The sequence below is a fragment of the Tatumella ptyseos ATCC 33301 genome (genome assembly GCF_000735525.1).
GTDB lineage: Bacteria > Pseudomonadota > Gammaproteobacteria > Enterobacterales > Enterobacteriaceae > Tatumella > Tatumella ptyseos.
This window is the reverse complement of sequence record NZ_JMPR01000046.1, coordinates 56,516-71,237: the sequence shown is the minus strand read 5'-3', so window position 1 is coordinate 71,237 and position 14,722 is coordinate 56,516. Positions and strand designations below refer to the sequence as shown.

Sequence of the window (14,722 nt, the reverse complement as noted above, 5' to 3'; positions counted from 1 at the left end):
TTATGCAATTAACTGTTTCAGTTTTATAAAAAGCCTGTTTTTTTGGTATTCGCAATGTTAAGTTCAGGATCAGATGATTCTGAGGCTTATGTATGAAAAATATTATTGCTGAGCTTTTAATTAAACTGGCGGAAAGGGATGAAGAATATAAACTTCAGCAAGAGCGCCAGGCCACGATGGAGTTAGTTTTATCGGCACTGGTAGAAACCCTTTCACCCGAAGCCCGCTTGTTATTTCAGAAAAAAATCGAACACCTGGTGGATAATGCCAACGAGACTTCGTCAGAAAAAAGTCGCGCATTATCGAATATCCGCTATCTTGAAAAGATAACGGGCATCAGCCGATCATAGCCTGACGGATAAGAGTTACCACATTACCGATAATTAACTTCAGCGAAGTGTTGTCGGCTATCACCGGTTATTTACCGGTTTTTTATTGACAGGAGTAATCATGAATAAAATGATCGTAGCCGCGGTTCTGGGCGGATTATTAATGGCGGGACAGGCATCTGCGGCGGAAAAAACAGCGCAGCAGCAAAAAATGACTGACTGTAACCATCAGGCATCGACACAGTCCCTGAAAGGTGAAGCACGTAAAGGCTTTATGAGTACCTGCCTGAAAAAAGATCATAAAGCGCCAAAAGTGCTGACTGCACAGCAGCAGAAAATGAAAACCTGTAATGCGGATGCGAAAGGGAAAGCGCTGAAGGGTGCTGACCGTAAAAGCTTTATGAAAAGCTGCCTGAAAAAAGGCTAATTACTCCGGAAATACACCCCCCGGTACCTCAGAACAGCCTCAGCCGGGGCTGTTTTTTTATCTGTCAGCATCTGGCTACGCTTAACGCAGGCGTCGGATTCAGGTGATCCTCCTGCCGCAGATAATCCCGGTCACTGAGCTTGTCCTCCCGGATAATTCACCCGTTACCGGAGTGAAAGTGCCGATGATCCCGGGCGACAGTGTCCGTGGATACGCGTTTAGCCGCCCCGGCTAAGCGTACCGGGGCTGCTAACTTATCAGGCTTTGCTGAGCTGTTCTGACTTTTCCATACATTTCTGCATGGCTTCCATGATAGCGGCACGGAACCCTTTACTTTCCAGGGTCTTCACGGCTTCGATGGTCGTACCGCCAGGAGAACAGACACTGTCTTTCAGCGCCGCCGGATGCTGCCCGGTTTCCAGCACCATCTGTGCAGCCCCTTTGACGGTCTGAGCTGCAAATTCGTAGGCCTGTTTCCGGGGCATTCCCCCCAGAACTGCCGCATCCGCCATGGCTTCAATCATAATAAACACATAGGCCGGGGCGGAGCCGCTGACACCCACGACCGAGTGGATAAGATATTCACTGACCAGCTCGGCATTCCCGAAGCTTCTGAATATTTTCAGGATAATATCGGTTTCTTCTTCATTCACCAGCACATTAGGAGTCACGGAGGTCATCCCGGTACCGACTAATGCCGGGGTGTTTGGCATGACACGAATAATCTTCCGGTCATGTCCCAGTACCGTGGCGAGGGCATCCAGCGTGATCCCTGCGGCGATAGAGACCACCAGTGTCTCTTTTTTAAGTAACCCGGCAATGCTCCCCAGCAGTTTCAGCATGACATTCGGCTTAATCGCTCCGACCAGAATATCCACTTCACGGGCCATTGATTCCAGGCTTTCTGCCGCATGAAGTCCGTATTTTTCTGCCATCGCCTGGTTTGTTTCAGGTTTACGATCAAAGACCCACACATTTTCCGGGGCGATGATCCGGCTTTCAATCATCCCATTGATAATCGCTTTGGCCATATTACCGCAACCAATGAACCCCACTTTTTTGTTCAGCATTATCTGTCCTTTGTGTTAATCAGAAAATCAGCAGTGATACCTTTTACAGACCCGGCAATCTGCAGCCTGACTTTACCCCGTCGGGATAAAAAGTTGTTCTGCACAGCCATAATGATCCACAATTCCTGTTCAGTCTCTTTCAGGAAAAACTATGGCTATCTGGGTAGACGCAGACGCTTGTCCTGCTGTTATTAAAGAAATACTTTATCGTGCAGCTGACAGAACGCAAACACATATTACTTTTGTTGCTAATCAGGGATTACGGATCCCCGCTTCTCCCTGGCTCCATACGTTACAGGTGGCTGCAGGGTTTGATGTGGCTGACAATGAAATTGTCCGTCGTGTTGAAGCCGGGGATTTAGTGGTGACGGCAGATATTCCTCTGGCTGCAGAGGTGCTTGAAAAAGGCGGAGCAGCACTTAATCCACGGGGAGAACGGTATTCACCGGCAACTATCCGCGAGCGGTTGACCATGCGGGATTTTATGGAGACATTGCGGGCCAGTGGTATGGCTTCCGGCGGACCGGCGGCACTGAATCAGAAAGACCGGCAGTTATTTGCCAATGAACTGGATAAATGGTTCAGGCAGCAATAATGCTGCCTGAACGGGAGGACGGCTTAGTGTTTACAGGAAGCTGTCGTCGTCATCGTTAAAGCTATCGTCGCCCAGGAAGCTGTCAAACCCTCCGGAACTGTTGTCATCCCAGCGGTTATCATCGGCCGGGAAGGCATTGTCACCCTGATTAAAGGTATCCAGTCCCTGATCGTAGTCCGGGGTTTCCAGCGGCGGTTCGTTAATAATATTCACGATCTCTTCCGGCTGTGAATGATGGAACATGCTGGTCAGCATATCCGCCAGCACGACACCCCCGGCGACACCTGCTGCTGTTTGTAATGCTCCTCCCAGGAATCCGGTTCCGCGTGGTGCAGCGGCAGGGGCGGAAGTATAGCCCGGTTGCTGTGCCGGCTGTTGTGGTTGCGAGCCCCAGGCGGGCTGAGCCGGTGCAGCCTGGCGAGGCTGGGAATTTCCGCCGCCAAACAGTCCGGACAGAAAACCGCCACTGCTTTGCTGAGGCTGTTGCTGCTGTTTTAACTGGTTTTCCAGGCTGCTGACCTGCTCATTCAGTTTTTTCAGTGCCGCTTCCTGAATCAGGATGGCCTGAGCCATGTAATACGCGGCTGCCGGCTGATTTTGCAGATGATTTTTGATCAACTGTTCAGCGCCCGCATCACGCGGACCGGACTGGCTTTCTGCCTGTTGTAACCGGCTGAACAAGCCATCAATTATTTTTTGCTCTTCGCTCTGCATGGTGAAACCTCTCATCATCTTTTAATGCATTATCGCCGTTGATCCGGAGATAATGTTTGTGACATTCCATAGCAACCAACACAGGCCGTGGTCACGACAGATGCCTGCGTCCTGAAATTATAGCGCCGGTGCTTCGGGTTCACACCCGCGACAGCCTTATTATATATGGGGATACCTCTGCGCAAAGTAAATGAGAGCGCAGTAAAAAATATTTCAGAGGGGCTGCCAGCCCTGTCCGCGGGAGCCCCCCGGCCTGAAACCGATGTGCGGGTGGCTGTCGGCGTGAATTCCGGTTATCATGCACGGGTTTTTAATTTCAGTCACTTTGCGAATATTCCGGCGGAGGATTAGCCTTTATGTCATTACCTATTTATCTGATAGGTGCCCGGGGGTGTGGAAAAACAACGGTCGGACATCTGTTATCAAAGACATTGGGCTATGCATTCCATGATACGGACCATCATTTGCAAACATCACTGCAGTGTACGATTGCACAGATTGTTGCGGAAGAGGGATGGGAAAGCTTCAGGATGAAGGAGCGTGATTCACTGATCGCGGTGACCGCGGACTCCTCGGTGGTCGCGACCGGCGGAGGGATCATTCTGCGTCCGGAAAACTGTCAGTTTATGCGGGATAATGGCCGGGTATTCTGGCTGAGTGTGGAGCCGGACGAACTGGCAAAACGGCTGGATGCTGAACCCGAAAATGAACAACGTCCCACATTGACAGGGCGTCCTATCACCGAAGAGATGAGCGATATCCTGAAAGTCCGTAGCCCGCTGTATTCTTCAACCGCTCATCATATTATCGATGCCACTCTGCCTCCTCAGGAAGTGGTCGACCATATCCTGCAGGTATTGTCGCAGCAGCGTGCGGGATAAACGGTTGTATGCTCCGCCGGGTCTTCTGTCACCGTATTACCCGTATTTCCCGACCGGGACATGACAGGTAATACGTTGTGACCCTGCAATGAAGACCGTTAGCAGGTAAAAAAGACCAATATTTTACAGCACTCACCGGGCGTGCATAACGCTCCTGTAGTCCGCCAGAATCTCAACATTCTCAAAACGACTGACCTGAACCTCAAAAGAGCTTAGTACAGAGTCCCCCGGGTAGCCCCTTATGTCGGTAAGTTGTCCGGCGGCGGGGCAGGCGAGGAGAGGAAAACGCTAAGCTGATGATGTGGCTGATTATTCACGTGACAAGGTGATCTGACTGCTTTTACACTGTCGGTACACCCCCGCGAACTACAGAGGAAAAGAGATGCTGAAGTCGAATGAGTATTTTGAAGGTAAAGTGAAATCTATTGGTTTTGAAAATTCGCTGTCTGGTGAAGCGAGTGTCGGGGTGATGTCTGCCGGAGAATATACTTTTGGTACCGGTAAGCCTGAAGAAATGACCGTGGTCAGCGGTGCATTGAAAGTGCTGCTGCCGGGCGAAACAGAATGGCAGTGGTTTGAGGCCGGTCAGGTCTTCAATGTCCCGGGCAGCAGTGAGTTTTATTTGCAGGTTGCGGAAGAAAGCGCTTACCTTTGCCGCTACCTGTAATTCTGTCACGGTCATGCCCTGTATCACAGGGCATGACCGTCAGTCTCAGTGCTGTGCTTCGCCGCCCAGCGCTGAAATTAATGCTTCTGTAAAGGCAGCCAGTTCGCCGGTCATCAGCGAGAAATCGGCATCAAAACGCAGCGCGAAATCTTCCCGGTCAATATCATCATTCTGTTCACGCAGGGTGTCACTGAATTTCAGGCGTTTCAGTGAACCGTCATCACAAACGATACATTGCAAACGTTCCTGCCAGTCAATGGCCAGCTTAGTCACCCGCTTACCGGCTTCAATGTGATGCGCAATTTCATCACTAACCAGTTCCTGCTGTTTACAACGGATCACACCGCCTTCTTCCAACGTGGCTTTCAGCTCAGCTTCGTCCAGCAGCGCAAATCCTGTCGGCAGGGTGCCGGAGCGAACCCATTCTGTCAGAGTCAGTTCGATTGGGGTTTCCAGAGCCAGCGGGACCACAGGTAATGACCCCAGGCTTTTACGCAGCAGGGCCAGTAAATCTTCGGCTTTTTTCGCACTGGCACTGTCGACCATAATCAGCTGATGCTGAGGGTCGATCCATAACCATGTCTGGCTGTAACGGCTGAAGGCCCGCGGGAGCAGTCTATGGATCACCTCATCTTTCAGGGCATCTTTTTCGGTTTTTTTCAGCTTACGCTGTTGTTCTGTTTCCAGATGATGGATTTTTGCTTCCAGCGCTTGTTTGATCACCGGTGCCGGCAGGATCTTCTCTTCTTTACGTGCGCAGAGCAGGATCTGACCTTGACTCACATGCAGCAGAGAATCACTCTTATCATTCAGAGGGGAGACCCAGCCGGATTTTGACTGGTCCTGGCTTCCGCAGGGGGTGAAACTGCAGGCACTGAGTTGTCGTTCCATATCGTCAACAGACAGCGGGATTTCCCGGTTCAGACGATACACCATCATATTTTTAAACCACAGCATCTTAATTCCTTAAGCCAGCATTTCCGGACAGAGGGCAGATGATACCCAATCAGGGGCCGGGTTTCAGCAACCGGGATAAGAATTAACAACAGTACCGGGCAGAGAAGGCAAAAACAGGGGCGGGAGAACGGCAGTAAGAGGTCAGCGGACGGGAAGCCCCGGGACAGAAAAACAGCAACACAGGGTATTCCCTGTGCTGCTGCAGAGGTTACTCGCGATCCATCAGTAATTCATCATGCGGGGCCTGTGCTCGCTGAGTGGTTGTCAGGCGGAAATACCCGTAACCGGCCAGCATGATGACCACAAACAGCAGGGCGATCACCGGATTGAACCAGACCATAGAGACCAGGCAAAGTACGGCCAGTACCAGCGCAATGCCCGGTACCAGCGGATACCCCGGCGCCCGGAAGCTGCGTGGCATGTCCGGTGCAGTGCGGCGTAACCGGAACAGACTCAGCATGCTCATGATGTACATGACAATGGCACCAAAAACGGCCAGGGTGATCATGGCAGCGGTCAGAGACATCCCCTGCAGGTGGATCCAGTTATCGCTGAAGATAGCCAGGATACCGATTACACCGCCCGCAAGGGTGGCACGGTACGGGGTCTGATGACGGGATAACTTTGCCAGCGCCGGGGGTAAATAGCCGGCCCGGGACAGGGCAAAGAACTGACGTGAGAAACCAAGAATAATGCCATGGAAGCTGGCAATCAGACCAAATAATCCGATCCAGACCAGCATATGCATCCAGCGCGAATGTTCCCCGACAATCATTTTCATCGCCTGAGGTAACGGATCATTAATATCTGAAAGTTTACGCCAGTCACCGGCACCGCCTGCCAGCAGCATCACCCCGATAGCCAGCACGACCAGCGTCAGAATACCGGAGATATAGGCCCGCGGGATATTTTTGCGGGGGTCTTTCGCTTCTTCAGCGGCCATGGCCGCCCCTTCGATGGCCAGGAAAAACCAGATGGCAAAGGGGATCGCCGCAAAAACACCGCTCAGCGCCTGCAGGCCAAAGCCGTGGTCACCCGCCCAGCCGTGGGCGGTAAAATTCGCCATGCTGAAGCCCGGAGAGACGACGCCCATAAACACCAGCAGCTCAATCACCGCAAGGATGGTGACAATCAGTTCAAACATCGCCGCCAGTTTCACGCCGAGGATATTCAGCCCCATAAAAATGATATAAGCCCCGACCGCGGCCACCTTAGGGTCAAGCGCCGGAAACTGGATATTCAGGTAGGCTCCGATGGCCAGAGCGATCGCCGGGGGCGCAAAAACAAATTCAATCAGCGTGGCAAGCCCGGCGATCAGGCCGCCGGTTTCACCAAATGCCCGGCGACTGTAAGCAAACGGTCCCCCCGCATGCGGGATAGCGGTGGTGAGCTCGGTAAAACTGAAAATAAAGCAGCCATACATTAATGCAATCAGCAGCGTCGTGATCAGGAACCCCAGCGTCCCGGCCACGCCCCAGCCATAGCTCCAGCCAAAATACTCGCCGGATATCACCAGACCAACAGCGATCCCCCACAGGGAGAATGTGCCAAGTGTGGGTTTTAGTTTTGTTGTCATCTTAGTATCCCCATCGTGAATTAACCCTCTGCCCGGCCAGTGGCCTGCAAAATGATCTGTCACGGGCATAATGCCGCGGGCTAGCGGGTAAATACCTGACCGTACCGGTCAGAGTTTGTCGTCTGAAGTCAACTCCGGCGGGGGAAGGACTGATATTGTCGTCTGAAGCCAGGTTTTGCTATTGCGGTGTCAGGAAATACGTCGTTCACCACGGGCATGCTGGATCACAGACTGACGGACGATATTGAGTAAAGAGGGCCACGCAATGGAAGTAAAACAGAATGATCCAATGACTGAAGCACAAATTTACCGGGTGGCGCATCAGGCGCTTAGTCGTTATCCGGCCCTCTGCCAGGGGGAGTTGTCACTGATCTGCCGTTCGGAAAACGCGACCTTTTTACTGAAAACAGCGGACAGCCGTTATGCGTTACGTCTGCATCGGGCAGATTACCACCAGAAAGCCGATATCCTGAGTGAATTGCTGTGGCTGGACGCGCTGAGAGAAAGCGGAATCGAAGTCCCGGAAGCCGTCAAAGACGGTGAAGGGGAAACGGTTCAGACCGTGGTCACCGGGGAGGGCAGCGTCCGTCATGTGGTTATTTTTGAATGGATGGACGGTGAAATGCCGACCACCAATGTGGACCCGGTCGCATTTCAGGCACTGGGGGAAGTGACCGCCCGCCTGCATCAGCACAGCCGTCAGTGGCAGCGTCCGGCAAGTTTTCAGCGCATTATCTGGGATCACCAGACCATGGTGGGAGATGCCGGGCACTGGGGACGCTGGCAGGATGCTCCCCGGCTGAACCGGGAGGATCATGCGCTGATCACCGGGGCCATCGGAAACATCGGTCGTAAACTGTCGGTGTACGGACAATCGGCGGATCGTTACGGCTTGATCCATGCGGATCTGCGACTGACCAACTTATTACATCATCAGGGGCAAACCCGGATCATTGATTTCGATGACTGCGGTTTTGGCTGGTATATGCATGACCTGGCAGCCGCGGTCAGTTTTTTTGAACATCATCCGCGTGCCGGTGAATGGATCGAAAACTGGCTGACCGGGTATGAAAAAATTGCACATGTCAGTGATGAAGATCTGGCGGTGCTGCCTGATCTGCTGATGCAGCGTCGTCTGCAACTCAGTGCCTGGATGGGTTCACATGCCGGAACCGACATGGCAAAAAGCCTGGAGGATCAGTGGTCGGCAGACACGGTTCGCCTGTGCCGCCGCTATCTGGAAACCGATCGCTGGCCCGTCGGGGCGTGACCCTCTTTTGCACCGTGGCAGTGCCCGCTGTTGGTGCACTGTTGCTCCTGTCAGCTGACCCCGGGATTGTCACAGAACTGACATAGAGGGTGGTACGGATTTTGCATTACATTAGCCTATGTGTTTAATGCAGGTAAATTCCGGGACAGGTATGAACAGTACAATGACTCTCTTAACCACAGCATCTCAGTCTATGGCCGGTCTCTCGTCCGGTAACCGGGGTGTTCTGGCAGCGGCAGCGACCGGATTGAGTGATTTTATCAGCAGTCAGGGGGGCGACAGTGATCGCATCTTCGGGCTGAGTGGTGTCGACCCGGAACTGCTGGGCAGCCCGACCCTGAGTCTGGGGCTGGCAAATTACTGTCGTGTACTGGAGGAAGCAGCCAGGCACTCTTCCACCCGTAATTTCGGCCTGCATTATGGTCGTCAGTTTAAGCCGCAGTCACTGGGATTGATTGGCTACATCGGCCTCTGTTCGCCAACGCTTGAATCGGCATTACAGAATGTGGTGCAATTTTTCCCCTGCCATCAGCACGATACCCTGACCCGGATGGTCGATAAAGGGGATTACTGGCGGCTCGATTATCAGGTGCGCCACGGGGCCATTTTATCGCGTCGTCAGGATGCAGAGCTGACGATGGGGATGTTCATGAACCTGATCCGTCACTCAGCCGGTCAGCACTGGGCTCCCCGTGAAGTCCATTTTGAACACTCCCGCCCGGAAAACTGGCACGAACACTGTAAAATTTTTGATGCCCCCGTCTACTTTGATCAACCCTACAATTCTCTGCTGATTAGCCGTCGCGAACTGCAGCGGGCGATGCCGGATAATGATCCTATGCTGCTGATGGTCGTGAAAGATGCCCTGCAGCGCCTGAATACCACCCGTGAAAGTCAGGGGCTGATCGGTAAGGTCAGAGCCTGTATTCATCTGTTGCTGAGCAATGGCGAACCGACCCTGGAACAGGTGGCAGAGAATATGGGGTTATCTGAATGGACCTTACAGCGTCGCTTACGTGAACAGGATGTCAGTTTCTCGCGTCTGCTGGATGCGGTACGCAGTGAACTGGCGGCTCATTATCTGAAACAGCAATCCTTGTCCGTTTCTGCGATGGCGATGCTGCTGGGGTACTCTGAAGTCAGTGCCTTCTCCCGGGCCTGCCGCCGCTGGTATGGCATCAGCCCCCGCCAGTGGCGTCAGCAGGAGAACCCGCAGGCCTGACCCCGGCCATGCGGTAACGCAGAATGGCCGGCGGCCTGGCCTCAGGGCTGCGGCAGTTCGAGTTTGCTGTAACCGAGGCCATTATTTTTGATGACCCGGATTTGTAACGGGATCCGTTCTTTCATGGCGTCAACATGGCTGATCACACCGATGGTTTTACCGCTGGCGTTCAGGCTATCCAGCGCATCGAGTGCCACGTCGAGTGTTTCCGCATCCAGCGTGCCAAAGCCTTCATCGAGGAAGAGTGACTCAATCCGGTTCTTCTCGCTCACCAGGTCGGATAACGCCAGCGCCAGCGCCAGGCTGACCAGGAAACTTTCCCCGCCGGATAATGTACGTGTATCCCGGCAATTGTCCGCCTGCCAGCGATCAATGACCGCCAGTTCCAGAGTGTCATCCGACTGACGCTGCAACAGATAGCGCCCGTGAAGACGCGCCAGTTGCTGGTTGGCCAGCCAGACCAGATGATCCAGCGTCAGGCCCTGGGCAAACCGGCGGAACCGATCCCCGCTGGCCGATCCGATCAGATGGTTAAGATGATCCCAGTCAGCCAGCAGCCTCTGTTGCTGACTGATCTTTTCGATTAACTGCTGTTGTTGCTGACGGTAGTGATCATCGGCCTTAAGCTGTTCGCGAAGTCCTCCCTGCTGGCCGATAGTTTCATTCAGGCGCTGTTTCAGAGTGACGGTTATTTCTGCCAGTACGTTGCTCTCGTCCGGAATGCCCTCCGGCCGCTGTTGCAGATGTTGCTGCAGGCTCTCATGCACCTGTTTTAACAGGATCCCGGTCTGATCGCTGGCTTGTTCCAGTTCCTGCAGTTGCCGGCGCAGGGAAGTGGCGGTCTCTTCGTCCAGCAGGGCAGCAGTAAAAGCATCGCTGTCGCTGAAGCCCTGTTTCTGCAGGGCATCGGTAAACTGCAATTCGTCGTTCTGCCGCTGTTCTGCCAGCTGGCGATATTGTTGCTCCTGCTGGCGATGCTGACCATCCTGCAGGCTGAGTTCACGCTGCAACGCATGGGATTTTTCCAGGAGATCCTGCTGCTGTTGCTGAAGTTGTGTCAACTCTCGCTGCATGGACTGCCGTGCCTCATTGACGTCTTTATCCGCAAATAAGCTGTGGCGTTTCTCCCGCAAGGCTGACAGCTGTCCGCGTTGTTGTGTGACAGTCTGTTCTGTTTGCGCGCTCACCGTCATCTGCCGCTGGAGATCCTGCTGCATTCTTTCCAGCGACGTCGTCAGACGGATCTGTTCCGGTTCCGTATCGCGAAGCTGTTGTTCATTGTGTTGCCACTTTTTCCAGAGCTCCTGCTGCGTGTTCAGCCACGCGTCTGCCGCCTGAATTTCTTCCGGCAGCGACAGTGCGTAGCGGGAGATCTCTTCCCGTAATGAGGACAGCAATCGTTCAGCCTGTTCTGTTGTCTGCCGGTAATTTTTACTGCTCTCTTCAACGGCGGCCTGACGGGTATTTTGCTGTTCCGTCATCAATGCGGTTTGTTGCTGGTGGTGCTGTAATCGGTCACGGCTTTGGTAGTAGTGTTCCCGGGCCTGCTGACAGGCCAGGGCTGCCTGTTCCCGCAGCTGTAACTGGTGACGGACCTGCTGTTCCCTGGCTTCTGTCTCCTGCAGATAGTGTTGCAGCAGCGGCATTTCAGTGAGCTTCAGCGTCAGTCCTTCAGCCAGGCACAGCGATTGCCATTGTGCTTCTGACTCCGCAAGTGCAGCGGTCAGGGTGGTGATCTCCTCCGTCATTTGCCCGTACTGCTGGCGGGCCTGGGCGAGTTGCTCTTTACGCCGGACGCCTTGTTCCTGCAGTTCAGCCACCCGCTTTTCCTGCGCCAGTTTCAGTTGCTGATTTTCGGCGGGCTGTAGTTGTTTATATTCCGTGACCGACGGATGTTCACAGGAGCCGCACAGCGGGCAGGGATGTCCGGCCTCGAGGGTCTCCCGCAATGCGGCAAGATCGGTGATCCTCGCATCCAGTTCACACAGGGTGATCAGCGCCTGGAGTTGTTTGCGCTCAGTCTGGAACAGCTCGCGAAACTGTGTCAGCGACTGTTCATCGGCAGCTATCTTTTGTTGCAGCGCGGCGACCTGTGGTTGCAGCTTATTCAACTGGTGATGTAACGGCTCAGATTTTGTGGCCAGCAGCAGCAGTTGCTGCTGGCGGGCACGTCGGGACTGCGCATTCTCCAGCGTCTGACGCAGCGCATCGCGGGTATGCTCGTTTTCCAGAGACTGCTGCTGTTGCGTCAGACGTTCGAGATCGGTGGCGGCAGCGGATTCTGCCTGCTGCAGGGGCGGCAGAGTATTATGCAGGCCGGTCAGCACAAGGGCCTGCTGGCTGAGTTCCTGCTGTTGCTTCGTCATCTGCTCATGCAGCGTCCTGGCAGTCAGTGCCTGCTGTTGCCATTGACTCAGCCGCTCGCGCCACAGGGGCAGGGCAGGGCCCCACTCTGCCAGGCCTGCATGTTGCTGGTGCCAGTTCAGCCAGTGTTCCCGCTGGCTGTTCAGTTGTTGCAGTTGCTGTTCTGTCTGAGTGATCTGCTGACGGGTCTCCGCCTGTTGCTGTTGTTGCTCTTTAAGCTGTTGCAGAGACCGGTTCAGTTGTTGTTCTTCGCTGGCAAGCGTGTGATCCAGCGGGATCACCTGTTCACTGAGCAGGGTTTCCAGTTGCTGTTGCTGCATCTGTTGCCGGCGATAGTCTTGCTCAGCAGACTGCCATCGTTCGTGCGCTTGCCGGTGTGCGGTCTCCGTTTGTTTCAGACGTTCGGCCGCAAGAGTCTGTTGGGTGAACAGTTCCTGCTGCGACTGACGGCGGCTCTGTAATTGCTGCCACAGCGGTCTGATTTTTTCCGCCGGCTCACTGCGTTGCAGACGCAGACGCCAGGGTTCAGCCTGTTCCAGACGCTCGCGGGTCTCCTGATGCGCCAGTTCACGTTGCCGGTGCTGGTCTTTCAGTTGCCGGGTCTGGTTCAGCCAGAGTAAGGCCTGTTCATGGCGGGTGAGTTCCTGCTGCAGTTGCTGCTCTGTAGTTTGCAGTTCCTGCTGTTGGTGCAGGATCTGCTGGCGGGCAACGTCATCCAGCAAGACGACCCCTGACAACCCGGCCCGCAGTGTCTCCAGTTGCTGCCGTAAGGCTTTATGTTGTTCAAATACACTGCGGGAGATCTGCCCGTAGATTTCGGTACCGGTCAGTTCTTCCAGCAGTTCAGCCCGCTCGCCCGGAGGCGCATTCAGGAAAGCCGCGAACTGCCCCTGCGAGAGCATCATCGACCGGGTAAATCGCTGAAAATTGAGTCCGGAGAGCTGTTCGGTGTAGCGCAGCTTATCCTGGAGTTTATCTGCAACAATCACATTATCCGCACAGCGGGCCAGTTCCGCCCGGGGCGGTTGCAGTTTTCCGTCCGGCTGGTTGCGGGCACGGTTCTGGCTCCAGAATGCCCGCCAGGCCTCACCGCGAATTTCAAATTCAACTTCGGCAAGACAATCACTGCAGCCGCGGCTCATCAGTGCATTCTGCGATTGGCTGATGTTCGTCAGCCTGGGGGTCTGGTGATAAAGCGCCAGGCAGATAGCATCCAGCAGCGTGGTTTTACCTGCACCGGTATCCCCGGTAATGGCAAACAGCCCGTTACCGGCAAAGGGTTCACGCCGGAAATCAATAAACCATTCCCCGCGCAGTGCATTCAGATTCTTAAACCGTAATGTCAGTATTTTCATTCATTCTCCGTGCCGGCATCCCGGACCAGTTCCAGGGTCTGAAGAAACAGGGTCAGGAGTCGCTGCTGCTCTTCTTCCGGTAACGCTTCTTCGCGGCTCAGACGACGCAGGAACACTTCTTCTGCGGTCAGTTCGTTCAGGGTTTCATTCGTTTCGCGGGCAATACCGGTTGTTGTGCTGTTTCGGCTGCGCCGTAACAGCAGCACTTCCGCCGGGCGGCCCTCAATCAGTGCCTCCACCCGTTGCTGCAGATCACTGAGGTACTCCTGCTGCGTGACTTCTATATCCAGCCAGACCGGTGGGGCCCCGGCAAGCGGTGTCAGTAAGTCCAGTTGTTGTTCAATTTCTGCCAGTGATCCTTTCAGGGTCTTCAGTGGCTGAACGCAGGGGATCGGTAACTGTGTGATCACCGGGGCGGATTGCGGGCTGAACTCCACCAGACACACGCTTTTTTCTGTGGAAGACTCATCAAAACTCAGTGCGATGGGCGAGCCGCTGTAACGGATATGAGGCTGCCCCCCCACCTGTTGCGGGCGGTGGATATGGCCTAAGGCGATATAATCTGCGGGCGGAAAGGCGGAGGCCGGAAAGGCGTCCAGGGTACCGATATAAATATCGCGTACGGAATCGCTTTTACTGACCCCCAGGGCAGTCAGATGGCCGGTCGCTATGATCGGCAGTGACGGGTCACCCAGCGTCTCGCGAAGCCGCAGGGCGGCCTGATAACAGTGCCGGTAATGGTCTGCAATGGCCTGCAGCAGATTTTGCTGTTTTTGCTGACTGTCCAGCCCGGCCTGGCTGAGCTGGATATCCCGCGGACGTAAATACGGGATAGCACATAAAATGGCGGCAGGCAGATCCTGAGCATCTTTCAGCACCACCAACTGATCTTCGCCGTCAGGGCTGGCACTGGCGATCACCCGGGTATTCAGACAGGCCAGCAGTTCCCGTGATTCGTTCAGCATCGCGACAGAGTCATGGTTTCCCGCCAGGATCACCAGCCGGCAACCGGTTTTTTGCAGCTCAACCACAAAATGATTATACATTTCCCGGGCATAACTGGGCGGGGAACCGGTATCAAAAATATCTCCGGCAACAATCAGGGCATTGACCTGATGCAGAGTGATCTGCGCGAGAAGCCAGTCGAGGAAAGCCTGATGTTCCCGCGCCCGGCTACGGGAATAAAAAAACTGGCCCAGATGCCAGTCGGAGGTATGGATAATTTTCATGATGCTCCCGAAATTGCCTGCTGCCCGTAGTATACCTGCAGACGGTGCAGGGATAAAAAAGTATCT

General features: G+C 54.3%; 13 protein-coding genes. 7 read left to right on the top strand and 6 right to left on the bottom strand.

Annotated features, from left to right (window positions below; translation table 11 throughout):
• Positions 1-92: 92 nt before the first annotated feature.
• Both GTPT_RS14705 and GTPT_RS14700 read left to right on the top strand, forming a co-directional pair.
• Positions 93-350, top strand: a complete 258-nt coding sequence (locus GTPT_RS14705; RefSeq protein WP_025902527.1) for a sigma-S stabilization anti-adapter protein IraP — start codon at positions 93-95, stop codon at positions 348-350.
• A gap of 100 nt (positions 351-450) precedes the next feature.
• Entirely contained in the window at positions 451-756 is a 306-nt protein-coding gene (locus GTPT_RS14700; RefSeq protein ID WP_025902526.1) for a PsiF family protein, read from the top strand.
• A gap of 257 nt (positions 757-1,013) precedes the next feature.
• Here the strand turns inward: GTPT_RS14700 and proC are convergent, their stop codons facing one another.
• Complete coding sequence (gene proC, locus GTPT_RS14695) at positions 1,014-1,826, bottom strand: pyrroline-5-carboxylate reductase (protein WP_025902525.1); 813 nt, start codon at positions 1,824-1,826, stop codon at positions 1,014-1,016.
• A gap of 151 nt (positions 1,827-1,977) precedes the next feature.
• Here proC and GTPT_RS14690 point away from each other — a divergent pair, with 151 nt between their 5' ends.
• Positions 1,978-2,421 (top strand): YaiI/YqxD family protein, encoded by a 444-nt coding sequence (locus tag GTPT_RS14690; RefSeq protein ID WP_029989957.1) that lies wholly within the window; start codon positions 1,978-1,980, stop codon positions 2,419-2,421.
• Positions 2,422-2,451: 30 nt separating this feature from the next.
• Here GTPT_RS14690 and GTPT_RS14685 read toward each other — a convergent pair whose 3' ends face one another.
• Complete coding sequence (locus GTPT_RS14685) at positions 2,452-3,135, bottom strand: DUF2076 domain-containing protein (protein WP_025902523.1); 684 nt, start codon at positions 3,133-3,135, stop codon at positions 2,452-2,454.
• A 356-nt stretch (positions 3,136-3,491) separates the two neighbouring features.
• Here GTPT_RS14685 and aroL point away from each other — a divergent pair, with 356 nt between their 5' ends.
• Together aroL and ppnP are read left to right on the top strand one after the other, a co-directional pair.
• Positions 3,492-4,016 (top strand): shikimate kinase AroL, encoded by a 525-nt coding sequence (aroL, locus tag GTPT_RS14675; protein WP_025902521.1) that lies wholly within the window; start codon positions 3,492-3,494, stop codon positions 4,014-4,016.
• 382 nt (positions 4,017-4,398) lie between these two features.
• A complete protein-coding gene (gene ppnP / locus GTPT_RS14670; RefSeq protein WP_025902520.1) occupies positions 4,399-4,683 on the top strand; it encodes a pyrimidine/purine nucleoside phosphorylase in 285 nt (94 codons plus the stop codon).
• A gap of 45 nt (positions 4,684-4,728) precedes the next feature.
• Here the strand turns inward: ppnP and rdgC are convergent, their stop codons facing one another.
• Entirely contained in the window at positions 4,729-5,640 is a 912-nt protein-coding gene (gene rdgC / locus GTPT_RS14665; RefSeq protein ID WP_029989958.1) for a recombination-associated protein RdgC, read from the bottom strand.
• Positions 5,641-5,848: 208 nt separating this feature from the next.
• On the bottom strand, positions 5,849-7,216 hold the full coding sequence (gene eat, locus GTPT_RS14660) for an ethanolamine permease (protein WP_025902518.1): 1,368 nt from the start codon (positions 7,214-7,216) through the stop codon (positions 5,849-5,851).
• 265 nt (positions 7,217-7,481) lie between these two features.
• On the opposite strand from eat, the gene GTPT_RS14655 reads away from it, so the two are divergent.
• A complete protein-coding gene (locus tag GTPT_RS14655; RefSeq protein WP_029989960.1) occupies positions 7,482-8,486 on the top strand; it encodes a phosphotransferase enzyme family protein in 1,005 nt (334 codons plus the stop codon).
• Between the two features lie 151 nt (positions 8,487-8,637).
• Positions 8,638-9,708: an AraC-like transcriptional regulator QhpR gene (qhpR, locus tag GTPT_RS14650; RefSeq protein WP_025902516.1), complete on the top strand. Its 1,071-nt coding sequence runs from the start codon at positions 8,638-8,640 to the stop codon at positions 9,706-9,708.
• 41 nt (positions 9,709-9,749) lie between these two features.
• On the opposite strand, the gene GTPT_RS14645 is transcribed toward qhpR, so the two are convergent.
• Together GTPT_RS14645 and sbcD are read right to left on the bottom strand one after the other, a co-directional pair.
• Positions 9,750-13,427, bottom strand: a complete 3,678-nt coding sequence (locus tag GTPT_RS14645) for an SbcC/MukB-like Walker B domain-containing protein (RefSeq protein ID WP_029989961.1) — start codon at positions 13,425-13,427, stop codon at positions 9,750-9,752.
• Positions 13,424-14,656 carry an exonuclease subunit SbcD gene (gene sbcD, locus GTPT_RS14640; protein ID WP_025902514.1) on the bottom strand — a complete coding sequence of 411 codons (1,233 nt, stop codon included), beginning with the start codon at positions 14,654-14,656 and terminating at the stop codon, positions 13,424-13,426. Before sbcD ends, GTPT_RS14645 begins: the two co-directional genes overlap by 4 nt.
• Positions 14,657-14,722 lie beyond the last annotated feature (66 nt).

Coding starts and splice junctions, on each gene's coding strand:
- GTPT_RS14705 (WP_025902527.1), top strand. CDS start 93: ATGAAAAATATTATTGCTGAGCTTTTAATTAAACTGGCGGAAAGGGAT.
- GTPT_RS14700 (WP_025902526.1), top strand. CDS start 451: ATGAATAAAATGATCGTAGCCGCGGTTCTGGGCGGATTATTAATGGCG.
- proC (WP_025902525.1), bottom strand. CDS start 1,826: ATGCTGAACAAAAAAGTGGGGTTCATTGGTTGCGGTAATATGGCCAAA.
- GTPT_RS14690 (WP_029989957.1), top strand. CDS start 1,978: ATGGCTATCTGGGTAGACGCAGACGCTTGTCCTGCTGTTATTAAAGAA.
- GTPT_RS14685 (WP_025902523.1), bottom strand. CDS start 3,135: ATGCAGAGCGAAGAGCAAAAAATAATTGATGGCTTGTTCAGCCGGTTA.
- aroL (WP_025902521.1), top strand. CDS start 3,492: ATGTCATTACCTATTTATCTGATAGGTGCCCGGGGGTGTGGAAAAACA.
- ppnP (WP_025902520.1), top strand. CDS start 4,399: ATGCTGAAGTCGAATGAGTATTTTGAAGGTAAAGTGAAATCTATTGGT.
- rdgC (WP_029989958.1), bottom strand. CDS start 5,640: ATGCTGTGGTTTAAAAATATGATGGTGTATCGTCTGAACCGGGAAATC.
- eat (WP_025902518.1), bottom strand. CDS start 7,216: ATGACAACAAAACTAAAACCCACACTTGGCACATTCTCCCTGTGGGGG.
- GTPT_RS14655 (WP_029989960.1), top strand. CDS start 7,482: ATGGAAGTAAAACAGAATGATCCAATGACTGAAGCACAAATTTACCGG.
- qhpR (WP_025902516.1), top strand. CDS start 8,638: ATGAACAGTACAATGACTCTCTTAACCACAGCATCTCAGTCTATGGCC.
- GTPT_RS14645 (WP_029989961.1), bottom strand. CDS start 13,427: ATGAAAATACTGACATTACGGTTTAAGAATCTGAATGCACTGCGCGGG.
- sbcD (WP_025902514.1), bottom strand. CDS start 14,656: ATGAAAATTATCCATACCTCCGACTGGCATCTGGGCCAGTTTTTTTAT.